At 64.7% G+C, this 21685-nt stretch carries 22 protein-coding genes and 1 pseudogene; 15 read left to right on the forward strand and 8 right to left on the reverse strand.

Annotated elements, in window-relative coordinates:
- Positions 1 to 4: 4 nt before the first annotated feature.
- Together MSIL_RS04695 and gspD are read right to left on the reverse strand one after the other, a co-directional pair.
- Positions 5 to 613: a prepilin peptidase gene (locus MSIL_RS04695; protein WP_012589948.1), complete on the reverse strand. Its 609-nt coding sequence runs from the start codon at positions 611 to 613 to the stop codon at positions 5 to 7.
- Positions 610 to 3027, reverse strand: a complete 2418-nt coding sequence (gspD, locus tag MSIL_RS04700; protein ID WP_012589949.1) for a type II secretion system secretin GspD — start codon at positions 3025 to 3027, stop codon at positions 610 to 612. Before gspD ends, MSIL_RS04695 begins: the two co-directional genes overlap by 4 nt.
- A 196-nt stretch (positions 3028 to 3223) precedes the next feature.
- Between gspD and MSIL_RS04705 the strand changes: the two genes are divergently transcribed.
- The 10 genes from MSIL_RS04705 (at position 3224) to MSIL_RS21860 (ending at position 11900) form a co-directional block, all read left to right on the forward strand.
- Positions 3224 to 4909: a GspE/PulE family protein gene (locus MSIL_RS04705; RefSeq protein ID WP_012589950.1), complete on the forward strand. Its 1686-nt coding sequence runs from the start codon at positions 3224 to 3226 to the stop codon at positions 4907 to 4909.
- A gap of 130 nt (positions 4910 to 5039) precedes the next feature.
- Positions 5040 to 6254 carry a type II secretion system F family protein gene (locus tag MSIL_RS04710; RefSeq protein WP_012589951.1) on the forward strand — a complete coding sequence of 405 codons (1215 nt, stop codon included), beginning with the start codon at positions 5040 to 5042 and terminating at the stop codon, positions 6252 to 6254.
- 121 nt (positions 6255 to 6375) lie between these two features.
- On the forward strand, positions 6376 to 6894 hold the full coding sequence (gspG, locus tag MSIL_RS04715; RefSeq protein WP_012589952.1) for a type II secretion system major pseudopilin GspG: 519 nt from the start codon (positions 6376 to 6378) through the stop codon (positions 6892 to 6894).
- A complete protein-coding gene (locus tag MSIL_RS04720; protein ID WP_012589953.1) occupies positions 6891 to 7352 on the forward strand; it encodes a prepilin-type N-terminal cleavage/methylation domain-containing protein in 462 nt (153 codons plus the stop codon). Before gspG ends, MSIL_RS04720 begins: the two co-directional genes overlap by 4 nt.
- Complete coding sequence (locus MSIL_RS04725; protein WP_012589954.1) at positions 7330 to 7785, forward strand: type II secretion system protein; 456 nt, start codon at positions 7330 to 7332, stop codon at positions 7783 to 7785. The genes MSIL_RS04720 and MSIL_RS04725 overlap by 23 nt, the downstream gene beginning before the upstream one ends.
- Positions 7782 to 8546, forward strand: coding sequence for a PulJ/GspJ family protein (locus tag MSIL_RS04730; protein ID WP_012589955.1), 765 nt, complete (start codon positions 7782 to 7784; stop codon positions 8544 to 8546). The genes MSIL_RS04725 and MSIL_RS04730 overlap by 4 nt, the downstream gene beginning before the upstream one ends.
- On the forward strand, positions 8543 to 9439 hold the full coding sequence (locus MSIL_RS04735) for a type II secretion system minor pseudopilin (protein WP_041367625.1): 897 nt from the start codon (positions 8543 to 8545) through the stop codon (positions 9437 to 9439). Before MSIL_RS04730 ends, MSIL_RS04735 begins: the two co-directional genes overlap by 4 nt.
- Before the next feature lie 51 nt (positions 9440 to 9490).
- Positions 9491 to 10624 (forward strand): PilN domain-containing protein, encoded by a 1134-nt coding sequence (locus tag MSIL_RS04740; protein WP_012589957.1) that lies wholly within the window; start codon positions 9491 to 9493, stop codon positions 10622 to 10624.
- A complete protein-coding gene (gene gspM / locus MSIL_RS04745; protein WP_012589958.1) occupies positions 10621 to 11169 on the forward strand; it encodes a type II secretion system protein GspM in 549 nt (182 codons plus the stop codon). The genes MSIL_RS04740 and gspM overlap by 4 nt, the downstream gene beginning before the upstream one ends.
- Positions 11151 to 11900, forward strand: coding sequence for a hypothetical protein (locus MSIL_RS21860; protein ID WP_049768098.1), 750 nt, complete (start codon positions 11151 to 11153; stop codon positions 11898 to 11900). The genes gspM and MSIL_RS21860 overlap by 19 nt, the downstream gene beginning before the upstream one ends.
- Before the next feature lie 58 nt (positions 11901 to 11958).
- Here MSIL_RS21860 and tolB read toward each other — a convergent pair.
- The 5 genes and pseudogenes from tolB to ybgC all read right to left on the reverse strand — a co-directional run bounded on the left by tolB (position 11959) and on the right by ybgC (position 16446).
- A pseudogene (gene tolB, locus MSIL_RS04755) lies at positions 11959 to 13285 on the reverse strand (Tol-Pal system beta propeller repeat protein TolB).
- An 11-nt stretch (positions 13286 to 13296) separates the two neighbouring features.
- Complete coding sequence (locus MSIL_RS22160; RefSeq protein ID WP_012589960.1) at positions 13297 to 14481, reverse strand: PspC-like choline-binding domain-containing protein; 1185 nt, start codon at positions 14479 to 14481, stop codon at positions 13297 to 13299.
- A gap of 5 nt (positions 14482 to 14486) precedes the next feature.
- A complete protein-coding gene (locus MSIL_RS04765; RefSeq protein WP_012589961.1) occupies positions 14487 to 14933 on the reverse strand; it encodes an ExbD/TolR family protein in 447 nt (148 codons plus the stop codon).
- Positions 14934 to 15063: 130 nt separating this feature from the next.
- A complete protein-coding gene (gene tolQ / locus MSIL_RS04770; RefSeq protein ID WP_012589962.1) occupies positions 15064 to 15810 on the reverse strand; it encodes a protein TolQ in 747 nt (248 codons plus the stop codon).
- Between the two features lie 201 nt (positions 15811 to 16011).
- Positions 16012 to 16446 carry a tol-pal system-associated acyl-CoA thioesterase gene (gene ybgC / locus MSIL_RS04775; RefSeq protein ID WP_012589963.1) on the reverse strand — a complete coding sequence of 145 codons (435 nt, stop codon included), beginning with the start codon at positions 16444 to 16446 and terminating at the stop codon, positions 16012 to 16014.
- 157 nt (positions 16447 to 16603) lie between these two features.
- Between ybgC and MSIL_RS04780 the strand changes: the two genes are divergently transcribed.
- The 3 genes from MSIL_RS04780 (at position 16604) to MSIL_RS04790 (ending at position 19368) form a co-directional block, all read left to right on the forward strand.
- Positions 16604 to 17620: an NAD(P)H-dependent glycerol-3-phosphate dehydrogenase gene (locus MSIL_RS04780; RefSeq protein ID WP_012589964.1), complete on the forward strand. Its 1017-nt coding sequence runs from the start codon at positions 16604 to 16606 to the stop codon at positions 17618 to 17620.
- A 50-nt stretch (positions 17621 to 17670) separates the two neighbouring features.
- The gene (locus tag MSIL_RS04785; RefSeq protein WP_012589965.1) at positions 17671 to 18090 is read left to right on the forward strand and encodes an EVE domain-containing protein; all 420 of its coding nucleotides are present in this window, start codon (positions 17671 to 17673) and stop codon (positions 18088 to 18090) included.
- Between the two features lie 162 nt (positions 18091 to 18252).
- Positions 18253 to 19368 carry an alpha/beta hydrolase family protein gene (locus MSIL_RS04790; RefSeq protein WP_012589966.1) on the forward strand — a complete coding sequence of 372 codons (1116 nt, stop codon included), beginning with the start codon at positions 18253 to 18255 and terminating at the stop codon, positions 19366 to 19368.
- Between the two features lie 66 nt (positions 19369 to 19434).
- On the opposite strand, the gene ampH is transcribed toward MSIL_RS04790, so the two are convergent.
- Entirely contained in the window at positions 19435 to 20556 is a 1122-nt protein-coding gene (gene ampH / locus MSIL_RS04795; protein WP_012589967.1) for a D-alanyl-D-alanine-carboxypeptidase/endopeptidase AmpH, read from the reverse strand.
- 125 nt (positions 20557 to 20681) lie between these two features.
- Between ampH and MSIL_RS20030 the strand changes: the two genes are divergently transcribed.
- The gene (locus tag MSIL_RS20030; protein ID WP_012589968.1) at positions 20682 to 21095 is read left to right on the forward strand and encodes a protease inhibitor I42 family protein; all 414 of its coding nucleotides are present in this window, start codon (positions 20682 to 20684) and stop codon (positions 21093 to 21095) included.
- Between the two features lie 186 nt (positions 21096 to 21281).
- Positions 21282 to 21620, forward strand: coding sequence for a Rieske 2Fe-2S domain-containing protein (locus tag MSIL_RS04805; protein WP_012589969.1), 339 nt, complete (start codon positions 21282 to 21284; stop codon positions 21618 to 21620).
- Positions 21621 to 21685 lie beyond the last annotated feature (65 nt).

The following is a 21685-nucleotide window of genomic DNA, read 5'->3' on the forward strand; positions in this document are numbered from 1 at the left end:
TGCCTCAAAATCCAAAATTTCCGGTCTGAATGAGCCAGCCGAGCCAGATGGCCGGCGCGAGAAAGAGGCCGAACGGCAAACGCCCGGAGGGGTCGATGCGGCGGCGACCGGCCGACTGGACGAGCGCGTAGGCGGCGATCGCCGTGAGCGCGGCGATCTCGACGGCGACCGGCATCATCGGCCAGTCGAGCCACGCGCCGCCGGCCGCGGCGAGCTTGACGTCGCCAAATCCGATGCCCTCGCGGCCGCGCCAGCGATAATAAACTTCCCGCAGGGCGAAAAAGGCGAGGCCGAGGACGCAGGCGCGCAGGATGGCGAATGCTACGCCCGTCACTGCGCCCTCCGGCGCGCCAACCGCCGCAGAGGCGAGCGCCAATGCGAAAACGGCGAGGCTCAATTCGTTCGGGATCAGAAAGGAACGCGCATCGATAATTGCGATGGCGAGCGTTAAAAGCGCCAGAGCCGCGCCGAACCAGCCGGAGACGCCCGGAGCGAAGGAAAGGCTCGCCGCAACGGCGGCGGCGCCAAGGCCGGCCAGCGCGGCGATTCCGATCATGCGGCCCTCACGCGCGTCGCCGCCGCGGTAAAGGACGGCCGTCTCACGCCAACTCATTGCTGCAGCGCCCGCAGCGGGATCGGCGTCACTGCGCCCGTCGGATAGATGTCGCCGACCTTGTTGCCGCGCAGCTTGGAGCGCAGCTCCTCGGCCACGAAAGAGGCGTCGACGCCGTCGCGGATGATCTGCGGCCGGATGAAGATGATGAGTTCCGTTCGGCTGACCAGCCTGTTTGAGCTATTGTTGAAAAGATTGCCGAGGACAGGAATCTGGTCAGCGACCGGAATGCCGGCCTTTGTGCCATTGACGCCATCGCTGATCAGCCCGGCGAGCAGCACGGTCTGCCCGCTGGCGACGAGGATCGAACTCTTGACCTTGCGCTGCGAGAAGGTCGGTCCGAGCGCGCTCGTTCCCGCCTGATTGCTGATCTCCTGCTCGACGTCGAGCGAGACATTGCCATTGAAATTCACGCGCGGCTGCACGCGCAAGATGATGCCGGTGTTCTTATAGTCGATCGTGTTGACGACGGCGTTATTGGCCGAAAGCACCGTCGCCGAACCGGTCTGGATCGGGATTTCATCGCCCACCTGCAGAGTCGCGACCTGATTGTCGACGACGACCAGCGAAGGATTGGAGAGCACCTTGACGTCGGTATATTGATGCAGCGCGTTGATGATGGCGCGCGGGCTCAACGCATTGCCGATGGTGAGATTGAAGCCGGGCAATGTGCCGGCGGCAGAGGCGACGCCTCCCGTCTGCGCCAGCGGCACGCCCGCCGCCGTATTGGTGACGAAGCCATTGTTGGCGCCAAGTCCGAGATTGCTGCTGCCGAGGAAAAACTGCACGCCATAGTTCAGCGTGTCGTTCAACGTCACCTCGGCGATGGTCAGGTCAATCGCGACCTGCAGCTTTGGCCGGTCGAGCTGCTCCAGCGCTTTTTCGATGATCCGGTAGCTTTCCTGATTGGCGTAGATGACGACGGAATTATTGGCCGCGTCGGCCATGATCCTGACGCCCGGAAGCAGCACGGGACCTTTGCCGCCGCCGCCGCCGCCAAGTCCTCCCGAGCTGGAGCCTGCGCCGCCCCCCGCCGAACTATCGGCGCCGCCTGCGGCGCCCGCGGCGGTGCCGAGCGTGCCGAACGGGCTCTGCGAACCGGCGCCTGACGATGAACCTGCGCCAGCGCCAAGGGATGACGAGGAACTACTGGAGCCAGAGCCGGCGCCAAGCGATGAACCGGCCGATCCGCCTCCGCCCGCCGATGCGGCGAGAGACGCGGTTCCGCCCGTCAGGCGGTCGGTGGTGGACACAGAGGAGCCGGACCCTGGCGCCAGCGAATTCGCGGCGCTGTCGCTGCTGCCGCCGCCGCCGGTGAAGAGGTCGCTGAGCAGTCTTGCGATCAGCTTCGCATCGCCGTAGCGGACGCGGTAAACCTTGACGCCGGTGCTTGCCGTCGCCGATCCGTCAAGACGGGCGATCCAGGTCGCCGCCGCGCGCAAAAGCTCGGGCTTGCGCGCCACCACGAGCACGGCGTTGGAGCGGTTCATCGCCTGCAGCTTCACCATGTTCTGGCTGAGGCCGGCCTCGCCCGAGTCGAGAATCTTCTCGAGTTCGACGACGATCGGCTCGGGAGTCGTGTTCTTCACCGGAAAAATGCCGACCGATTGGCCGCGCATCCAGTCCTGGTCGAAGCTGAGGACCGTGTCGACGGCGGTGCGGCGCTCGACCCCGGTGCCGACGATGATGACCATATTCGTCCCGGAATCGACACGGATCGCGCCGGGCCGCGTGGCGAAGCCTTCGAGCAGCTTGTTGATGGTCTGGACCGAAACATGCTGGACCGGAACCACGGTCATACCGTAGCCCGGCTCGAGCCGGGAGCCGCCGCGATCGACGCTTCCATTTCCGACGGCGTCGTCGACCGGAATGATGCGATAGCCGCCGGCGTCATTCACCAGGACGGCGTTGCTGGTGCGCAGCGCGCTCTCGAGGACGGACAGCAGCCGCGATTTCGGCACGGGCCGCCCCGACGACAGCGTGATTGTGCCCTGCACGCGCGGGTCGACGGCATAGCCGACGCCAAGCACGTCGCCGAGGATGACCTTGGCCACCGCGGTGATCGGCGCATTTTCAAAGTTGAGATCGACGCCCCCGCCGCCAGCGCCGGATCCTGCGCCGGCGCTATCGCTTCCGCCAGGGGGAGGCGCGGCACCGTCCGCGGCGCTGCCATAGTAGAGCTGCGGACGGTCATTGCCGCCGACGCCGGTGTTAACCGTATCGCTCGATTTCGGAAAGCGCGGCTGCAGATCGAGGCCGCGAACGCGATCGACGGCGTCCGGCGCTTCATTGCCGCCGCCGATCAGCGGCGTCTGCGCGCAGGCTGCAACGAGAACGATGATACATACGATCAAGCCAGCCGAAATCGCGCGGCTCGAAAGATAAACTTTGGCGCGGCCCTGGAGTCTCAACAATAACCCTACTCGAACTAGATGCGGCTGAGGACCGAACCGACGCGTTAGCGATGAATGTCACAGTTTGATACTATGATGAAGCCTTGCCCGCCAGCAGGGGAGACGCCGCAGCCAGACGAGCTTTCTAAACGGCTTCTTACGACCATATTCAGGCATTACGACGAAATTTACGCAACCTTTCGCCAGGCGCGATCTCATGAGCTCCAGCTCTTTAGACGAATTCGCTAAATTCCTCGTAAATAAGAAACTGCTGTCGTCCGAGGCGACGGTCGCGACCCTCGTCTCAAGCGAGCCGACCGGCGAGCCGGTCTTACGGAAAATCTGGGAGGCGACAGACCTTTCGGCGAATGGATTTGCAGACGAAGTCGCGCATTTTTATGGCATGCGGCGCCTGAGTCTGCCGGAGCTTGTCGCGGCGAAAGCGCTGACCGACCGGTTTTCGGCCCGTTTCCTGCGCGAAACGTCGATCTTTCCGTTCAGGGCCGAGGATGGCGGCTTAAAGCTCGCCGCCGCCGATCCAAGCGACCGCGCCGCCGCGCGGGCGGCGGAGATCGTGCTCGGCGGACCGGTCGAGGTCGAGGTCGCCTCTTTCGAAGATATTGCGATCATCCTCGGCGAGCGGATCGGCGCGGATGAGGCCGCCTCGCCCGACGAACGGCGGCCGAGCGCCAGCGCCGACGACGACATTGAAAGCCTGCGCGACCTCGCCAGCGGCGCCCCCGTCGTGCGCGCCGTCAACGATCTGCTCGAACGCGCCGTCGAGCTCCGCGCCAGCGACATCCACATCGAGCCGTTTCGCAACGGGCTGACCGTGCGCATGCGCGTCGACGGACTGCTGCGGACGGTTCCGGCGCCCGCCGACGCCCTGCCGCAAGCCCTGCTGTCGCGCATAAAAATCCTCGCGGGCCTCAATATCGCCGAACGGCGCCTGCCGCAGGACGGCGCCGCGCGCCAGCGCATCGCAAGGTCCGACATCGACATTCGCGTCGCGACCATGCCGACGCAATATGGCGAATCCGCTGTGCTCCGCCTCCTGCCGCAGGATCGCGGCCTGCTCGACGTCGCAAGGCTCGGCCTCTCCGCCGCGGATGAAAAAATTTTGATGCGGCTGCTCGAGCTTCCGCATGGGCTGCTTGTCGTCACCGGCCCGACCGGCAGCGGCAAGACGACCTCGCTCGCGACCATGCTGTCGCTCTTGAACCAGCCCTCGCGGAAAATCCTGACCATCGAGGATCCGGTCGAATATGAATTGCCGGGGGTGAACCAGAGCCAGGTCAAGGCTGGCATCGGTCTGACCTTCGCCACGGCGATGCGCGCCTTCGTGCGCCAGGATCCCGACGTCATCATGGTCGGCGAGGTGCGCGATTCTGAGACGGCGAACATCGCCGTCCACGCCGCGCTGACCGGCCATCTGGTGTTGACGACGCTGCACACCGAATCCGCGGCCGCCGCCATCCCGCGTCTGCTCGATCTCGGCGTCGAGGGGTTCTTGCTGAAATCGACGCTGCGGGCGGTGATCGCGCAGCGTCTTGTGCGGGTGCTCTGCGAGCGCTGCAAGAAGAAGCGCATTTTGACGCAGGAGGCGCTGGAGGCCGATCCGCGGCTCAGCGCGCTCGGCCTTCGTTGCGACGACGCCATCTATGAGCCGGTCGGCTGCGAGCGCTGCGGCGGCTTTGGCTATCGCGGCCGTAACGGAATCTTCGAGATCCTCGAGCTCAAGGGCGAGGCCTATGAACTGGTTGGCCCGCATGCCGACGCGCACAGCATCGACCGCGCCGCCCGCCGCGCCGGCATGACGACGATGGTCGAGGACGCCGTCGCCAAATGCCGATCAGGCGTCACCTCGACCGCCGAGGTTTTGCGGGTGACCACGATCCGCTGAGGCCGGCGCCGAAGCCGCCGCGCCGGCTCGCGGCGAAGACCCGGACGGCCTCGGAGATTTGTATTGACAGACTCCCCGAACCGCGCCGACTTTCGCGCACCCTATCCGCGTCCTCGCCGGATCTCGTTATATGCTCAGTTTTCGCTATTCCGCGCTGACCCAGACGGGCGAAGTCGTCAGCGGCGTCATCGCGGCCGAAAGCGCGGCCGAGGTCGCGCTGCGCATCGAATATCTTGGCCTCATCCCGGTCGACACCAAGCTCGATGACGCCGGCAAAAACGCGGCGCGCTTCGGCCTCAGCTTCACCGCCGCGCCGCGCTTCGAGGAAGTCACCTTCTTCACCGGCGATCTCGCCTTGCTGCTGCGCACGGGCGCGCGCATCAACGAAGCCTTGGAGCTTGTCGCAACCGACTCCGACGTCGGACGCCTGCGTCCGACGATCGCGAAGCTGACAGCGGCGATTCTGGGCGGCGAGAGCTTCGCCGACTCGCTCGCCCATCACCCCGCCTTGTTCCCGCCGATGTATGTCGCGCTTGTTCGCGTCGGCGAAACATCGGGCAATCTCGTTCCCGTGCTCGAGGCGATCGCGGCCGAGCGCACGCGCGCCGAGGCATTGCGGCGCAAGGTTGGCGACGCTCTGCGCTATCCGGCCTTCGTGCTCTCCGCCGCCGGGGCCGTGCTGATTTTCTTTCTGACTTTCGTGCTGCCGCAATTCGGGGCCGTGCTGCGCGACTTCAACGCCAAGCTCGATCCAATCGTGACGGGCTTCCTCGCCCTGTCGGATTTCTTCTCGGCCAACAAAGCGGCGCTTGGCCTCGGATTCGTGGCGGCGGGCGCCGCCGCGTTTTTCCTGCTGCGCCGGCCGCAGACGCGCAACGCCCTGATGCGCGCTTTGGCGCGGCTGCCGCTCGTCAGCCGGATCATGAGCTATCATCAAACGGCTGTCTTTTGCCGCAATCTCGGCGTGCTGCTCGCCGCCGGGGTGACGCTGACCGCCACCTTGCGCATTCTCGCCGACATGATGGCGACCGCTGGCGGCTCGCCAGCTTGGCAGCAAACGGTCGATCGCGTGCGCCACGGCGGCAAGTTGTCAGACGCGCTTAGCGACACCCGCGCTCTGCCGCCGATGGCGGTGCGCACCTTGAGGCTGGGCGAAGATTCCGGGCAATTGCCTCTGCTCGCGGAGCGCATCGCCGGATATTATGAGGTGAAGCTGCAACGCAGCCTCGACAAGCTCGTCGGCGTCATCGGGCCATTGGCGATCGTCACGATCAGCATCATCGTCGGCGGCCTGATCGTCTCGATCATGACGGCGCTCATGTCGGTCAGCCAGGTGGTGGGCTGAGATGATCAAATGACCTGCTCCGACACCGATCGGGAGAGCGGCAAGCGGCGGGACAGGCTCATGGTTTGGTCGCAATAATCGATCAGAAGAATTGCGGGACACATTGAACAACGGTCGCGGAATGAACAACGTCAAAACATCCTTCGTCGCCTTCTTTCGGCTCGGCGCGCAGCCCGGCGGGACATCCCTTTCCCGCCGCGCCGGCGAGGCGGGATTCACCCTCGTCGAAATTCTGGTCGTCATCACCATCATCGGCCTGATCATGGGCCTCGTCGGCCCGCGCGTTCTGAATTATCTCTCGGAATCCAAGGTCAAGGCGGCGACCATCCAAATCGAAAGCCTTTCGAGTTCGCTCGACCTCTATTTCCTCGATATGGGGCGCTATCCGACAACGGCGCAGGGGCTGACGGCGCTGGTTCAGCGGCCGGGTGGCGCAACCTCCTGGAACGGCCCATATATAAAGGGCAACAATGTCCCGCTCGATCCTTGGTCGCATGCCTATATTTACCGTTCGCCGGCGGAGCGCGGTCCATTCGAAATTACATCGCTCGGCTCCGACGGGCAGGAAGGCGGCGCGGGTCTCGCCGCCGACATCAAAAGCACGGAAATCGGAGGCCTGAAGAAAGCGGAGAGCCGATGAACTCACGACGCGGTCAAGGCGGCTTCACTTTGCTTGAGACGGTCTGCGTGCTCGCCATCATCGCGATCCTCGCGGCGCTTGTGATGCCGGCCTTTCCGCGCGGCACCTCGCCGGCCCAGCTTCAGGCGCTGGCGATGGCGACGGCGACCATTCTCAAGGCCGACCGCAATGCCGCTATGCGCCGCGGCGCGCCGGTCTCGACCGAAATCGATACGGCGGGGCGCGTCATCCGCTCTGGCGCCAGTCAAAATCGCGTTATCGTGCCGGAGGACGTCAATTTCAGCGCCATGCTGGCGGACACCTGCGATCAGCGCGCCGGCGGCACGACGATCTCCTTCTTCGCGTCCGGATTGTCCTGCGGCGGCGCGCTCTCCCTGTCGCGGCTGGGCGAGACCCTCGAAGTACGCGTCGCCTGGCTCACCGGAGGCGTCGAAATTGTGCCCCAGAAAACCTTTTGAGCCGCCGCGTTTTTTTCGCCGGTCGCTAAGGCCGGCTTTTGTCCGGGCTTCGGGCCGCGCCGGCTTTACCCTCATCGAAGCGCTGGTCGCCCTCGCCGTCATCGCCGTCTGCCTTGCCGCAATCGGCTCGCTGGTGGCGTCGAATTCCCGCTCCGTGCGGCAGGTCGAGCAGAGGCTGACGCTCGTCTCCGCGTTGCGCAAGATCGAGGCGGCCCTGCCCGACCGCGGCCATCTCACCGAGGAGCTGTCGGGCGATATGGGCGAAGCAGGTTTCCTGATTGGCTCGACGCCCTTCCCCGACCCTTCGCCGCCGCCTTCCGACAAGACCGCGCCGGCCTGGACGCCGCAGAAGATCGTCATCAAGGTGCGCAGCGAATCGGGCGCGACGATCGAGGTCGAAACGCTGCGCCTCGTTCCGAGCGAGACCAAATGAGCTTTACCGGAGCCGCTGCAAATCCCCGGCAAAGCGAGGCGGGCTTCACGCTATTCGAGGCGCTCGTCGCGGTCGCCCTGATGGGCCTCATTCTATCAATTCTTGGCGTCATCACCGGGCAATGGCTGCCCCGCTGGCGCGCCGGTTTCCATCGGATCGAACGGACGGAACTCGTCAGCCTCGCGCTGGATCGGATCACCTCGGATCTCGCCGCCGCCGAATATATGACGCCGATCGGCGATCCCAATATTCTGTTCTATGGCTCAGCCGACTCGGTCACTTTCGTGCGCGCGCCAATCGGCCCCAAACCCTCGACGGGACCGGCGCCCACCGGACTCGAGATCATCAAAATCGCCGGCGGCGATGACGGCGGTCTCAGCCGCTCGCGCGCCGTCTTCACGCCGCAGTCAAGCGTCGCCGCGAAATCCGAGGATTTTGAATTTTCGGACAAGAGCCTGCTGCTGCGGCCCCCCCTGAAAATTTCATTCGGCTTCGCGGGGGCGGATCGCGTCTGGAGCGAAGCCTGGACCGACTCGAACCGCCTGCCGGCCGCCGTTCGCATTACCGTGCGCGACGGTCCCTCGGATGAGATCCTCGCCGCCTCGACGGCGGCGCTGATCCATGTCAATGCGCCCGCCTCTTGCGCCGCAACGGGAGGCGGCTCGCAATGTCTGTCCGAACCCGGCAAGGCGCGCGAGCCCGCCGCGCCCAATGCGTCGCCCCCTGCCGGCTCGGCGCCCCCGCATGGCGCTGTGTTATGAGACGCTCCGCTATGGCGCGGGCCTCCGGCGAAAGCGGCTTTGTCATCGTTGCGGTCTTGTGGATCCTCGCCGCGCTGGCGACCCTCGCCTCCGTTTACTCGTTCTATGCCAGCGCCAGCGCGGTCGCCGCCCGCGTTTCCTCCGACCGGCTGCAGGCCGAGGCGCTGGTCTCCTCCGCTCTGGAACTAACGGCGCTGCGGCTGCTCGGGCGCAGCGACGACGACCCGCGCAGCCTGGGCGAATTCAAGTTTCGGATGGGCGGCGCCGAAATTCTCGTGAGCTTCCGCAGCGAGGGCGGGCGAATCGACCTCAACGCCGCCCCGAAAGAGCTGCTTGCCGGGCTGTTCAAGACCCTCGGAGCCAAGCCTGACGACGCCGATTCGTTTGCCGACCGCATCATCGGCTGGCGCAAGAAAGGCGAGGCGGGCAAACAGAACAAGGAGGCCGATCTCTATAAGGACGCAGGCCTCAGTTACGCGCCGCGACAGACGCCGTTCCAGAATATCGCCGAGCTGCGCTTCGTCCTGGGCCTTCCGCCGGACCTCGTCGAAAGCTGCATGGCTTTCGTGACCGTGTTCAACGGCTTGCCGCAGATCGACGTCTTCGCGGCAGCGCCCGAAATTGTGCAAAGCCTGCCGCATCTCGACGCCGACGTGGCCGCGACGATTGTTGAAAGGCGCGGCTCGCTTGACGCCAAGGCGATCCTGTCGCTGCTCGGGCAGGCCAAGGACAGCGTGTCGCTCGAACCGCGCAAGGCGAGCCGCGTCAATGTCGGACTGCGTTTTTCATCAGGGCGCCGCGTCAATTCCGAAGCCGTCATCTTGTTGGCCGACAAAGACGCGCAGCCCTACCGCATTGTCGCCTGGCGTGACGATTTCGATGGAAGTTTCTAAACACATGATATCGATCCAACCCAAATCACCGTGATCTAGCCGGAAAATGGCATGAGTTTCATCGACACGCTGTCCGCCAGGGCCTCGCATTGGCTGGACGAAGTGGCCGCCGCCGCGCTGGCCTGGCGCGAGACCTTGCGGCCGCCGCGTTTTGCCCGCCTTGCCGAGGGCGACGACGGCGCCTTCACGATCGAGGATTCCTCCCCGCCCGGCGCGAAGGGAGGCGCGGCTGCGCGCAAGGCCGAAGCCAAAGCCCGCGCGGGCGCAGGACTGATCCGGATCAAGGACGGCGCCGTCATCGCCGCTGACGGCGCGGCGCTGGGACAAATCTTGTCGGGCGCGCGCGTCGAGATCGTGCTGCGGTCCGACCGCTTCCTGTTCCGGCCGCTTTACCTGCCCCGCCGCGCCTCCGACTTTCTCGAGGGCATCATCCGGGCTCAGATCGATCGACTCACTCCATGGGGACCCGCCGAGGCGGCGTTTGGCTGCCTGCCGTCGACGGACACCGCGGGCGACCGCATGCTCGTCACCGTCGCCGCGACGTCGCGGCGGCTACTGACGCCCTTTGTCGAGGCGATCGCCGGCTTCGGCGTCGAGACCGTCATCATTTCGACCCGGGCGCCCGACGCCGGAAATCCGCCGGGCGAAACCCAGCCCGTCAAAATATTCGAGCAAAAAGTCGGCGCGGCGCTCGACGCCAGACGGCTGCGGCGCTGGCTCGCGGGTCTCCTCATCGGCCTTGGCCTCCTTTGCGCCGCCGCTCTCGCGGTTTCAGGCTTCGCGACGAGCGAACTCCAGTCGCGGCTGGAGGATATCAATCGCAACATCGCCCAGCGCCGCGCGGCGCTGGGCTCAGGCGACGACCCGAACAATGCGGCCGCCCTTGCGTTGCGGCAAAGGAAGAGCGACGCGCCTTCGATGATCGTCGTTTACGACGAATTGTCGCGCATTCTTCCCGATGATTCCTATCTGACCGAATTGCGCGTCGAAAGCGACAAGGTCCAGATCGTCGGCGTCGCGCGCGACGCCACCGGGCTCATCCGTCTGATCGAGCAATCGCCGCAATTCACGCATGCCGTGTTTTTCGCGCCGACAACGCGGCTGCCGTCGGACGCCGGGCAGCATTTCTTCATCGAGGCGCATATCTCGCCGGGCGTCCATAGGCCGGAGGCGCAGAGCCAATGAACTTCGCCGACTTAGGCAAACGCCTTAACCAATCGGGCGCCCTAGCCGCTTTAGTCTATGTCGCAGTTGTGATAGGCTTGATTGTGACGATATGGTTGACCTTGGCCGGCCTGGGCGACGCCTACGCCGACTATCTCTCCGCTGGCTCGAGACTTGCCGCGATCGAGGGACGCGTCGGCGCGGGGAAGCAATCTGGCGACGAAGTCGAGGGCTCGCCTTTTCTCGAAGGTCCGACCATCACTGTCGCCGGCGCGGAGCTGCAGCGCCGAGTCGTCGCCGCGGTCGCGGCGGTCGGGGGGAGCGTATTGTCCTCGCAGATCGATCTTCAGGGATCGCAGGCGAGCGAAGGGTTTGTGGTCCTGTCGACCAGTTGCGAAGTCGCACAGGCGGCGTTGCAGCCGTTGCTTTACGATATTGAGGAACGGGCGCCCTTCCTGTTCGTTGAGCAACTGATTATCCAGTCGTCCCATGGGAGCGACGCAGCGGAAGGAAAAAAGATGCGGGTGCAAATCGACGTCGCGGGTCAATGGCGGGTCCCGAAATGATCTCGTGCCGCGTGACGTTGACCGCCCTCATGCTTGCAGCCGCCTTGCCTGCCCTCGCCTTGGCCGAGCCCTCGCGCGCGGATAAGCGGGCACTCTCTCCCCGCAATGATTTGACGTCGAAGGACGCGGGCGCTCCCCTGGCGGCTCCCGCCACGATCTCGACCGCCGAAGCGCCAGACCAGGAGGCCGATCAATCCGCGCCGCCTGAGGAGGCCCCGGCCGCGCCGATCCCGCACCCGCATGCCGCGAAATTCAATCCGTTGTCCTCGATTACATTCGAGTCGCTGCGAGCCACGCGCGAACGGCCGCTGTTTTCCGTCTCACGCCGCCCGCCGCCCCCGCCCGTCGTCGCCGCTGCGCCGCCCCCGCCGCCTCCGCCTCCGCCGCCGGCCCCCGCGGAGCCCGAGCCGCCGCAGATGACGCTGGTCGGCGTCGTCCGTGGCGAAGAGTTCAGCGTCGGCCTGTTTGCCGATCAATCCGGAAAATCCATGCGGTTGCGCATCGGCGAGGCGGACGACGACGGCTGGACCGTCCGGTCGGTCAGCCCGCGCTCGGCGACGCTCGAAAAGGAAACGCGTGAGGTCACGCTGGAATTGCCGGCGCGCAACGCGGAGCTCGCTTCCGAACCGCCGCCCGCCTTGGCGGCGCTGAATTCGGCCGGCGAGGAGCACGTCAATCCGAGACTGCGCGGCAGGCTTGGGCGCTCGGAAGAGTCGCCTTCGGGCGAATAAGATCTTTAGCGACGGCCGCCCCGACGGGGACCGGTCGCTAAATGACCGGTCCCATCCGCTAATTGAGCAAGGGGCTCCAGGTCGGGTCCGACGCATAGCTTGGCGTCGGCACTAGAAACTCTCCCCGTCCGAACACATCGACCATATAGATCTTCGAGCCGCCGGAGCCGCCGGGATCGCGGAAGAACATCAGATATAACCCGTTCGGCGCCCAGGTCGGTCCCTCATTGTGGAAGCCTTCCGTCAGGATGCGCTCGCCTGTTCCGTCCGGGCGCATGACGCCGATCGCGAACGTGTCGCCCTTCTGTCGCGTAAAGGCGATGAGATCGCCCTTCGGCGACCAGACCGGCGTCGAATAGCGGCCTTCGCCAAAGGACAGCCGCTTCGGCGCGCCGCCGCTCGCCGACATCGTATAAAGCTGCGGACTGCCGCCACGATCGGATTCGAACACGATCTGCGAACCGTCCGGCGAATAGGACGGCGAGGTGTCGATCGCGCCCGAGTCGGTCAGCCGCGTCGTCGTACGCGACTTGATATCCATGGCGTAGAGATTGGTCGCCGCGCCCTGCGACAGCGACATGACAATCTTCTGTCCATCGGGCGAAAAGCGCGGGGCGAAGGTCATGCCGGGAAAATTGCCGACCACTTCGCGCTGACCGGTCTCGATATTCAACAGCAGCACCTTCGGATCGGCGGCGCCGAAGGACATATAGGTTACGTCCTGCGAAGACGGCGAAAAGCGCGGCGTCACGACGAGATCGTCGCCGCGCGACAGATAGCGCACATTGGCGCCGTCCTGATCCATGATCGCGAGGCGCTTGCGGCGGCGCTCCGGCGGCCCCGTCTCGTCGACGAAGACGACACGCGTATCGAAGGCGCCGCCCTCTCCGGTGATCCGCGAAAAAAATGGCGTCGGAGATGATATGGGCGACGCGCCGGGAATTGTTCGGATCGGTCACATATTGCTGGCCTGCGACCTGCTGGCCGGTCGAGACGTCGAACAGGCGGAACTCTGTCTGCAGCCTTCCGTCGGCGTTGCGGCCGCTGCGGCCGGTCACCACGAATTGGGCGTTCAGCGCGCGAAACGGCGCCATGTCGGGCGTTTGATCGGGACTTGCCGCCGGACCCGCAAAGCTTTTCGGATCGATCGGCGCGAGAAACACCGAGCGCTTGAAATTATTGGTGATGATGTTCGTGACCTGCCCGGCCGCCGTCGGATCGCCGGCGAAGGGCGTCACCGCGATCGAGACCGGATTGAACTCGCCGCGGCGGACGTCGAGATAGCGGTCCTCGGCGTGGGCGCTCCAGAGCGCCAGCGGGTTGACGGCGAAAATCGCGCACAGGGCGAAAGGAGCGATAAGGAGGGCGAAAAAACGGCGGTTCAACCTTGCAATGTTCAAAGCATGTCTTCCGGATCAAAGCGGACGATCCGGCCTTTCCATTGGTCATAGAAGGGCTGGTACTGCGCGGGAATGCGCAGCGGATTGCAACGGCGCACCGCCCGCAGGGCGCTGTCTGCGAGCGAGCGCAGATTGGGGTCGGCCGGCGGGTTCAGCAATTCAGGCGTGCCGACAAGCCCGCCGTCCTGCGCATATTGCACATGAATCTGCGGCACATATTTCTGTTGCCCGGCCAATCCAACGAAATTCCAGCAATGACGGTACTGGTCCTGCAGAATTCCGTCGAGCTGGGCCCAGAGCGTTGGCGACATTTTGGCGGCGCTCGCCGTCGGAGAGCCGAGCGAGGCGACCTGCTGTAGCTCGCGGCCCGTCGCCGCTTTCTGCTGCGGCGCGTCCTTGTTGAGCAAGCGGCTGATCGCCGAGAGGTCGAACTTTGGCGTCGGTTCGGCGCTCTCTTCGCCCGATTTTGGCTTCGCCGGCGTCTCCTGCGGCTTGTCCTTTGGCTTTTGCTCCTCAAGCAATTTGGCGAGCTCGTCCGGCTTGAATTTTGGCTCGGGCTTTTTCGGCGGATCAACCGGCCGCGGCTTGGGCTCAGCAATAATTTTCTTTGGCTCGGGCTTGGCTTCAGCGACCTTCTTCGGCTCGGGCTTGGGTTTGGCGACGGGCTTTGGCTCTTCGGCGTCCGGCGCAACGGCGTCAGGCGGCGTCGCGGCCGTCTGTTTCGCGGGCTCGGGTTTCGCCGCCTCGGCTTTGGCTGGCTCGGTCTTGGCTGGCTCGGCCTTCTGCGGCTCCGGCTGCGCTTTGGCGGGTTCGACCACAGGACGTTCCGGCGGCGTCGGCGCGGCTTTCGCCTCATCGCTGCGGCCAGGATCGTCCACAGGCTGGGCGCGCGGCGGCGGGGTGGGAACGTCGGTCTTGGCGGGATCGCGCGTCAGCACCGGCTTCGCCTCGGTGATTTCAGCGAGCTTTTGCGCTTTCTGCTGCGGCTTCTCGCTAAGTTTGGCGGTCTTTTCGCCTTTCATGATCTGGTTGAATTGCGAGTCGGTCAGCATCTCGACCGGAATCGTCTCCTGGGCATCGTCGAATTTCGAAGAATGGGCGAACGAAAAGACCAAGGCGGCGAGCAGCAGGGCGTGCCCGCCGCCGGATAGAGCGGCTCCCGGATGATCGCGCAGCGACATTGGCGTCAGGTCTTGCTCGGATCGGTGACGAGGGCGACCTTCTTGAATCCGGCGGTCGTGATGATCGACATCACCTCGGCGATCTTGCCGTAATTCACCTGATTGGCGCCGCGGACATAAATGCGCTCGTCGAAACCGGATTTGGCGAGCTCTTTCAGCTTGTCGGCAAGCTTGGCCATATCAACCGGCTCATCCATGACGAAGACCGCGCCCTTGTCGTCGACCGCGACAGACAGGGGCTTCTGTTCGACATTGAGCGCCGCCGATTTGGTTTGCGGCAGATCGATCGCGACCCCGGTCGCGAGCAAGGGCGCCGCCACCATGAAGATGATCAGAAGCACCAGCATGACGTCGATGAACGGCGTCATGTTGATGTCGGCCATCGGCCGGTAGCGCGGCGAGCCGCGGCGCCCGCGCCCGCCCTTGCGTCCAGCAATTGTCGACATCGCCATGATCAAATCTCCCGCCTGTGGCGTGCGGATCCGTCCTTCGGAAAGGACCCTGGTCCGCCTTCAGCGCTGTTTGCGACGCTCAAGCAGCGCCGCTGGAATGCATCCTTTGCCGCCGATCAATCGGCTGACTTCACGCCGCCTGGTCGTGGGCGGCGCGCTGATCGATCTGGCGCGACAGGATCGATGAGAACTCGTCGGCGAAGCCCTCGAGCTGGGCCTGCTTCTTGGCGACGTCGCCTTGCAGCTTGTTATAGGCGATCAGCGCCGGAATGGCGGCGAAAAGACCGATCGCGGTCGCAAACAGCGCCTCGGCGATGCCCGGCGCGACGACGGCGAGCGAGGTGTTGCGCGACGCCGCAATCGAACGAAACGACGACATGATGCCCCAGACCGTGCCGAAAAGGCCGATGAAGGGGCTGGCGGAGGCGACCGTCGCCAGCACCAAAAGGTTGGATTCGAGCTTTTCGACCTCGCGCGCGATCGAGACGTCGAGCACCTTCTCGATTCGAGCCTGCAAGCCCATGAAGGTGGAGGTCGCGGCCCCCTGCACCGAGCGTCGCCATTCGCGCATGGCGGCGACGAACAGGCTCGCCATGCCGGAGGTCGGGCGCGCCGAGAGCGTCGTATAAAGCTCGTCGAGCGAGGCGCCGGACCAGAACACTTCCTCGAACTGATCGATCGCCCGCTGTGTCCTGCGCAGCAGGATCACCTTGTTGATGATGATCGCCCAGCACCAGACGGAGGCCGCCAGTAGGCCGAGCATGACAAGCTTGACGACGATATGCGCCGACCAGAACATCGACAGAAGGGAAACCTCGCTCCCCTGGGCGAAACCCGTCGCGGCCACGCCGGTCGCCGCAATATCGGCTGGATTCATTTCAAATCATCCTCAAATCGGCTGGCGGCGGCAAGGCTCAACGGGTCGCCGCGCCGCTCCGCCTCGAGACCCAGACAATTCTCTTGACGCCGAAATCGGTCATTTCTGCGGCTTGCGCGTCCGGGTGCGGCAAGTCCGCGCCTTGCGCGACGCTTTCCGGCGGCCGCGGCCGATTTAGACTTTGTTCAGGTTAAGATCCGGTTAGCCCGCTTCAGAATTGTCGATGAGCCTTGCCCGCATCTGTTCGGGGATCCGGATCGCCTTGCCTGCGCCGACCACAGCGATCTTCACCTTCGCCTCGACGAGGACCTCGTCGCCGCGAAGAATCCTCTGAGCCATGCCGATGGAAGCGCCGCCGACCGCTTCGATCCGCGTCTCGACGATCAGGAGATCGTCCATCAGCGCGGGCTTTTTAAAATCGAGCGTCATCGCGCGCACGGCGAAAAAGAAGCGTTCGCCCTGCTCGAAGATGGCCCGATGCTCAAGCCCAATTGCGCGCAAAAATTCGGTGCGGCCCCGTTCGAGGAAGCGCAAATAAGAGGCGTGATAGACGACGCCGGAAAAATCCGTGTCTTCATAATAGACGCGCAGCTCGAATGTGCGGGCGTGCGGATGCGGCTGGAGTTTTCGTTGCATGAATCCGTCAAGGGCTGGCCGATCGCGCGGCGGCGATCACGAAAAAGCTTAGCTTCATTGCAATCGCTTGCTCAAGCTTCCGCCAGCTTGCCAACGAATCGAAATCGAAAGCATTTAAGGCAGGGGAGCGAGCCTCGATCAAAAAAGGACGACGAGGATGGCGAGGGAGGAAGGCCGCAAAATCGCGGTTCTGGGGGCTGGCGCTTGGGGAACGGCGCTGGCCAATCTCGCCGCGCGGGGCGGCCGGGCGAAAGCGGACAGCGAGATTGTCCTTTATGCGCGCGACCCCGATCATGTCGCGGAAATGGCGGCGACCGGCGTCAATGCGCGGCGGCTTCCCGGCGTGCCGCTGCTCTCCAATGTGACGCCGGTCGCCGACCTTGCCGCCGCCGCCGACGCCGAAATCATTCTCGCCGTTGTCCCGGCGCAGGCGCTGCGCCAGTTGCTTCAGCAACTCGCCCCATTGCTCGAAGGAACGCCTCCGATCGTCGTCTGCGCCAAGGGGATCGAACATGGCACGGGCCGGTTCGTGACCGACATCGTGCGCGAGGTGCTGCCGGAACATATCGCCGCGATCCTGTCCGGCCCGAGCTTCGCGCAGGACGTCGCGCGCGGCCTGCCGACCGCCGTGACGCTGGCCGCCCGCGATCCGAATGTGGCGTCCGCCCTCGCCGCCATCGTCGCCGGGCCGGGCTTTCGCGTCTATTCGTCGAGCGACGTCCGCGGCGTCGAGATCGGCGGCGCGGCGAAGAATGTGCTCGCCATCGCGAGCGGCGTCGCCGCCGGCCGCGAGCTTGGCGCCAGCGCCGGGGCGGCGCTCATCGCCCGGGGCTTCGCCGAGCTCAGCCGATTCGGCCGCGCCTTCGAGGCCGAGGCCGCGACGCTGATGGGACTTTCGGGTCTCGGCGATCTTGTCCTCACCTGCACCTCGCCGCTGTCGCGCAATTTTTCCCTTGGCCTCGCGCTCGGGCGCGGCGAGACGATCGCGCAGGCGACGGAACGGGTCGGGCTGGCGGAGGGCGTCTTTACCTGCGGCGTGCTGGTCGATCTCGCCAGCGCCGCGGGCGTCGACATGCCGATCGCCAACGCCGTCGACGCCGTGCTGGCGGAGCGGATCACCATCGACGAGGCCATCGCGGAACTTCTGGCGCGGCCCTCGAAACCTGAAGGCTAAGACGGCATAATGGCCCCGCGCGCCCCCGAATCGGCGCGCAGGAGAAAAAGATGGCGCATTGGCTGCTCAAGAGCGAGCCATCCTCATGGTCCTGGGACAAGCAGGTCGAGGCGGGCAAGAAAGGCACGTTCTGGAACGGCGTGCGCAACCATTCCGCAAAACTCAATCTGATGGCGATGAAAGTCGGCGAAGAGGCGTTTTTCTACCATTCCAACGAGGGCAAGGAGATCGTCGGGATCGTCGAGATCATCAAGCCCTATTATCCCGACCCGTCCGACGCCAGCGGCAAGTTCGGCATGGTCGACGTGCGCGCCAAGACGCCCCTGAAGCGGCCGGTGACTCTCGAGGCGATCAAGGCCGATCCGAGGCTCAAGGACATGATCCTCGTCAACAATTCCCGCCTTTCGGTGCAGCCGGTGAGCGAGGCGGAATGGAACATCATCTGCGCGGAGGGCGGCCTCGGGCGATGATGGCCTACCCAGGTCAGCGCCCCGCACGCCGCCGCGTCTCGTCCGATCCGCGTCTCAATCAAAGACACAAATCTCCATTTTGTGGAACGATCGGAAGATCGTGGAAGACGGATAGCGAACCCCTTTGCGTTATTGGCGCCAAGCCAAGTGGGGGAACGCCTGATGAAAGTTTACGTCAATTCGACCGTTCGCTGGATCACGCGCGCGGGGCTCGCCTGCGCCGCCGCTTTGGCGGCCTTCGCCGGTCCCAGCGCGCGCGCCAATGACAACGGCCCGTGGCAACCGCACAGCATGCGACAGGCCCTGGTCCTCCAAGACGAGGGGAGCTTCTTCATCGGCGGCCAGAAGATCCACACGGATTTTCCGAGCTCCACGCCGACGGGATTAAATGCGCCCGGAACCTACACCGTCAATCAGATGTATGTTCACTACTGGATTCCGTGGCCCTCCGAACGCAAGCTTCCAGTCATCATGGTGCATGGGTCCAATCATACAGGCATGACCTATGAAACGACCCCGGACGGCCGCGAAGGTTGGGCGACCTATTTTGTGCGCCACGGCTACCCAGTCTATGTCGTCGACCAGGCCGGACGCGGACGCTCGAGCTTTAACCCGACGGCAGTCAATCAGGCGATCGCGCAGCAGAATGTCGCGCTGCTGCCTCCTGCCGGCTTTCAGCTCTATCCGATCGAAGGCGCGTGGGTGAATTTTCTGTTTGGCCCATCTTATGGAACGGCATGGCCGGACGAACGCTTCCCGCTCCCCTCGCTCGATGAGTACCAGAAGCAGCTGGTCCCCAACACGGAAGTCACGCTCGTCAACGGCGGAACGAACACCACCAATGATCTCGCGCTGCTGCTCGACAAGATCGGCCCGGCGATCCTGGTCGTTCATTCGCAGTCCGGCGTCCTCGGTTTGGGAACGGTCGTGCAACGCTCCAATCTGGTCAAGGGTCTGATCTCCGTCGAGGGCGGCTGCGCGCCGATCAATTCGTCGGACGTTACGTCCTATTATAAGAAGGTGCCGTTCATTTCGTTCTGGGGCGATCACAGCGTCGGCGCCGTCGGCGCGAATGGCGATCAAAGACGCAATGATTGCAAGGCGACGGTCAATTCGTTCAAGAGCGCCGGCGGCGACGCCACTTTCCTCTCGCTGCCGGATGATCTCGGCATCCATGGCAACAGCCACATGCTCATGATGGACAACAACAATCTACAGCTCGCCGATATTCTGCTGAAGTGGATCAAGCAAAACGTCGAGAAGCCCCGGCGCCATTAAGGGCTACCGGTCGGAAACGCGAAAGGCTGGTCGCGACTTCCTCGTCGCGACCGGTGCGGCGTCCCGCTAGCGCGTAACGAGATCCATGACGATCCCGTTCGCGGTTTCGGTGAGGGCTTTGAACATCCCAAATTCGGCCCGGTTGACGGCGACGAACAGGCCGACGCCGCGTCCCGGCGCAAAGACGATATAGCTCATAAATCCAACGCCGCCGCCGCTCTTGGCGATCAGCGTCGGACGGATCCCCTCCCCCGCCGTGATCACCCAGCCGAGGCCAAGACCCGACATCGGCCCCGCCTCGTCGAAGCCGATCGCCGCCTCGAGCGCTTGCCGCTGCCGGTAGACCGCATGGCTCAGCGCGAGCGGACCGTCATTGGCGTCCTCTATGTTGTGGCGCAGCCAGCGCGCCATGTCGTTGGCCGTGCTGTAGAGGCCGCCGCTGCCGTCGGTGGCGGTGGTGTCGACGCAGGGACCGGCGCCGCCGAGCCCCGAGCCCACCATCAGTCTTTCGCATTGCGCCGGCGTCGGTGTGAAGGTTGTATTGGCCATGCCGAGCGGCGCCGTCACGCGGGCGCGCAGCACATTCGGATAGGCTTCGCCCGCGGCGGTCTCGATCGCGTCGGCGAGCAGATCGAAGCTGACGTTGGAATAGGAAGCGATGGTCCCCGGCGCCCATGGCAGCTTGTAGCCCGGCAGCCAGGCCCAGCGGTCGGCCCTTGTCGGCCAAGCGCGCTGCATCACCCCTTCGGGCGATTCGCCCATTTCACGCGGCAGCGCCGCCGAATGGGTGGCGAGGTCGAGCAGCGTGATCTCATGGCCGCTCGACGCCGGAACCTTGGCGGCGCCGGCATAGCGCTGCAGCGTGTCGGTCAGCCGCAGCTTGCCGTCGGCGGCGAGCGCTGCGAGCGTTTCGGTGGCGAACACTTTTGTGATCGAATTCAGCCGCACCAAACTATCACCGTCCGGCGTGCGCTTATTGCCCTTCTCGGTCTCGCCATAGCCGAGCACGAGACTGTGGCCGCCGCGCACGACCGCAAGCACCATGCCGGGCGCGCCAGACTCCATGAACATCACCACGCCGCCAACGTCGGTCGCCGCAGCCAGCACAGGATCGGCGCCATCGTCGGCGCGCGACGCAAAAGGAGCCGCTATGATTGCAATCGATAGGAAAATGGCTCGCCTGATCACGCAGATGCTCCCTTTCTATGGCGAAGCTCTCCCGAGCAAAGGCTGGCTCCCGGTCCGGCTGCGCCTATAATCTTGACGAGACCTTAGCCGAGGCCATAGCAACGCGTAAGACAGCGAGATCGCCGATGGCGCGCGCATGTATCAAGGCCTTTGTCGCAGCCTGCGCTTGCGCAATGCTGGCGTCCGGCGCCGCGCGGGCGCAGAATCCCGGGCGGATCGCCGGCGAAGCCGACAATGGCAGAACGATCCGGCTGCACGCCGGGGAAACAATCACCCTGCGGCTGCCCGAAAATCCCTCGACCGGCTATGGCTGGAGCCTTGAGCCCTATGACGCCGAATTGCTCGACGTTCGGCAGGGCCCGTATCGGACGCTGTCGGGCGCGCTCGGCGCCGGAGGCGAAGCAAGCTGGACGATTCGGGCAAGGGCGGCGGGATCGTCCACGGCAACGACCACCCTCGGGCTCAAGCTGTGGCGGCAATGGGAGGGCGACCCATCCATCGTTAAGCGCTTTGGCGTGACGCTGCGGGTGGCGTCCTGAACGCCGGGGAAAGCCGCTGCCGTTTCGTGGCGCGTCGGCGAAACAGAATCGGCGGATTTGTTGAGAATCCTCCGCGGCAAGGTCATTTTCCCGACATTTGACAGAGATCACGCTGCGCGCCGCGCTTTTTTTCCTGGTCCGCAATTTGCTGCCCGGCTCTGGCATTCACTGCGAGAGACGGAATCGATGGCGTTTACCTCAATCTGCAGCGCCGACGCAGTCGGCGAAGGAAGCATGGGCCTTTTCCAGGCCGGAAAGAAAAGCGTTCTGCTGGTCTGGCCGGCCGGCGGCGAACTCAAGGCCTATCGCGGGCGCTGCCCCCATGCCGACATGCCGCTGACCGAGTCGAGCTTCGACGGCAGGAAGGTGACCTGCCTGCACCATAATTGGGGCTTTGAGTGCGACACCGGCAAATGCGTCACCCACGCCGTGCGCAACGCCCTGCATCCCTATCCGCTGCGTATCGACGGAGAGGAGATCCAAGTCGATCTGGGCCCGGTCAGGGAGCCCCGCGCGAAGAGCTGAAGTCGGAGCCGGCCGGGTTATCATATCCGAAGAGCGCGACGTTTCCCGGCGAAGTTCGATCTCTA

Source organism: Methylocella silvestris BL2 (genome assembly GCF_000021745.1).
GTDB classification, from domain to species: Bacteria; Pseudomonadota; Alphaproteobacteria; order Rhizobiales; family Beijerinckiaceae; genus Methylocapsa; species Methylocapsa silvestris.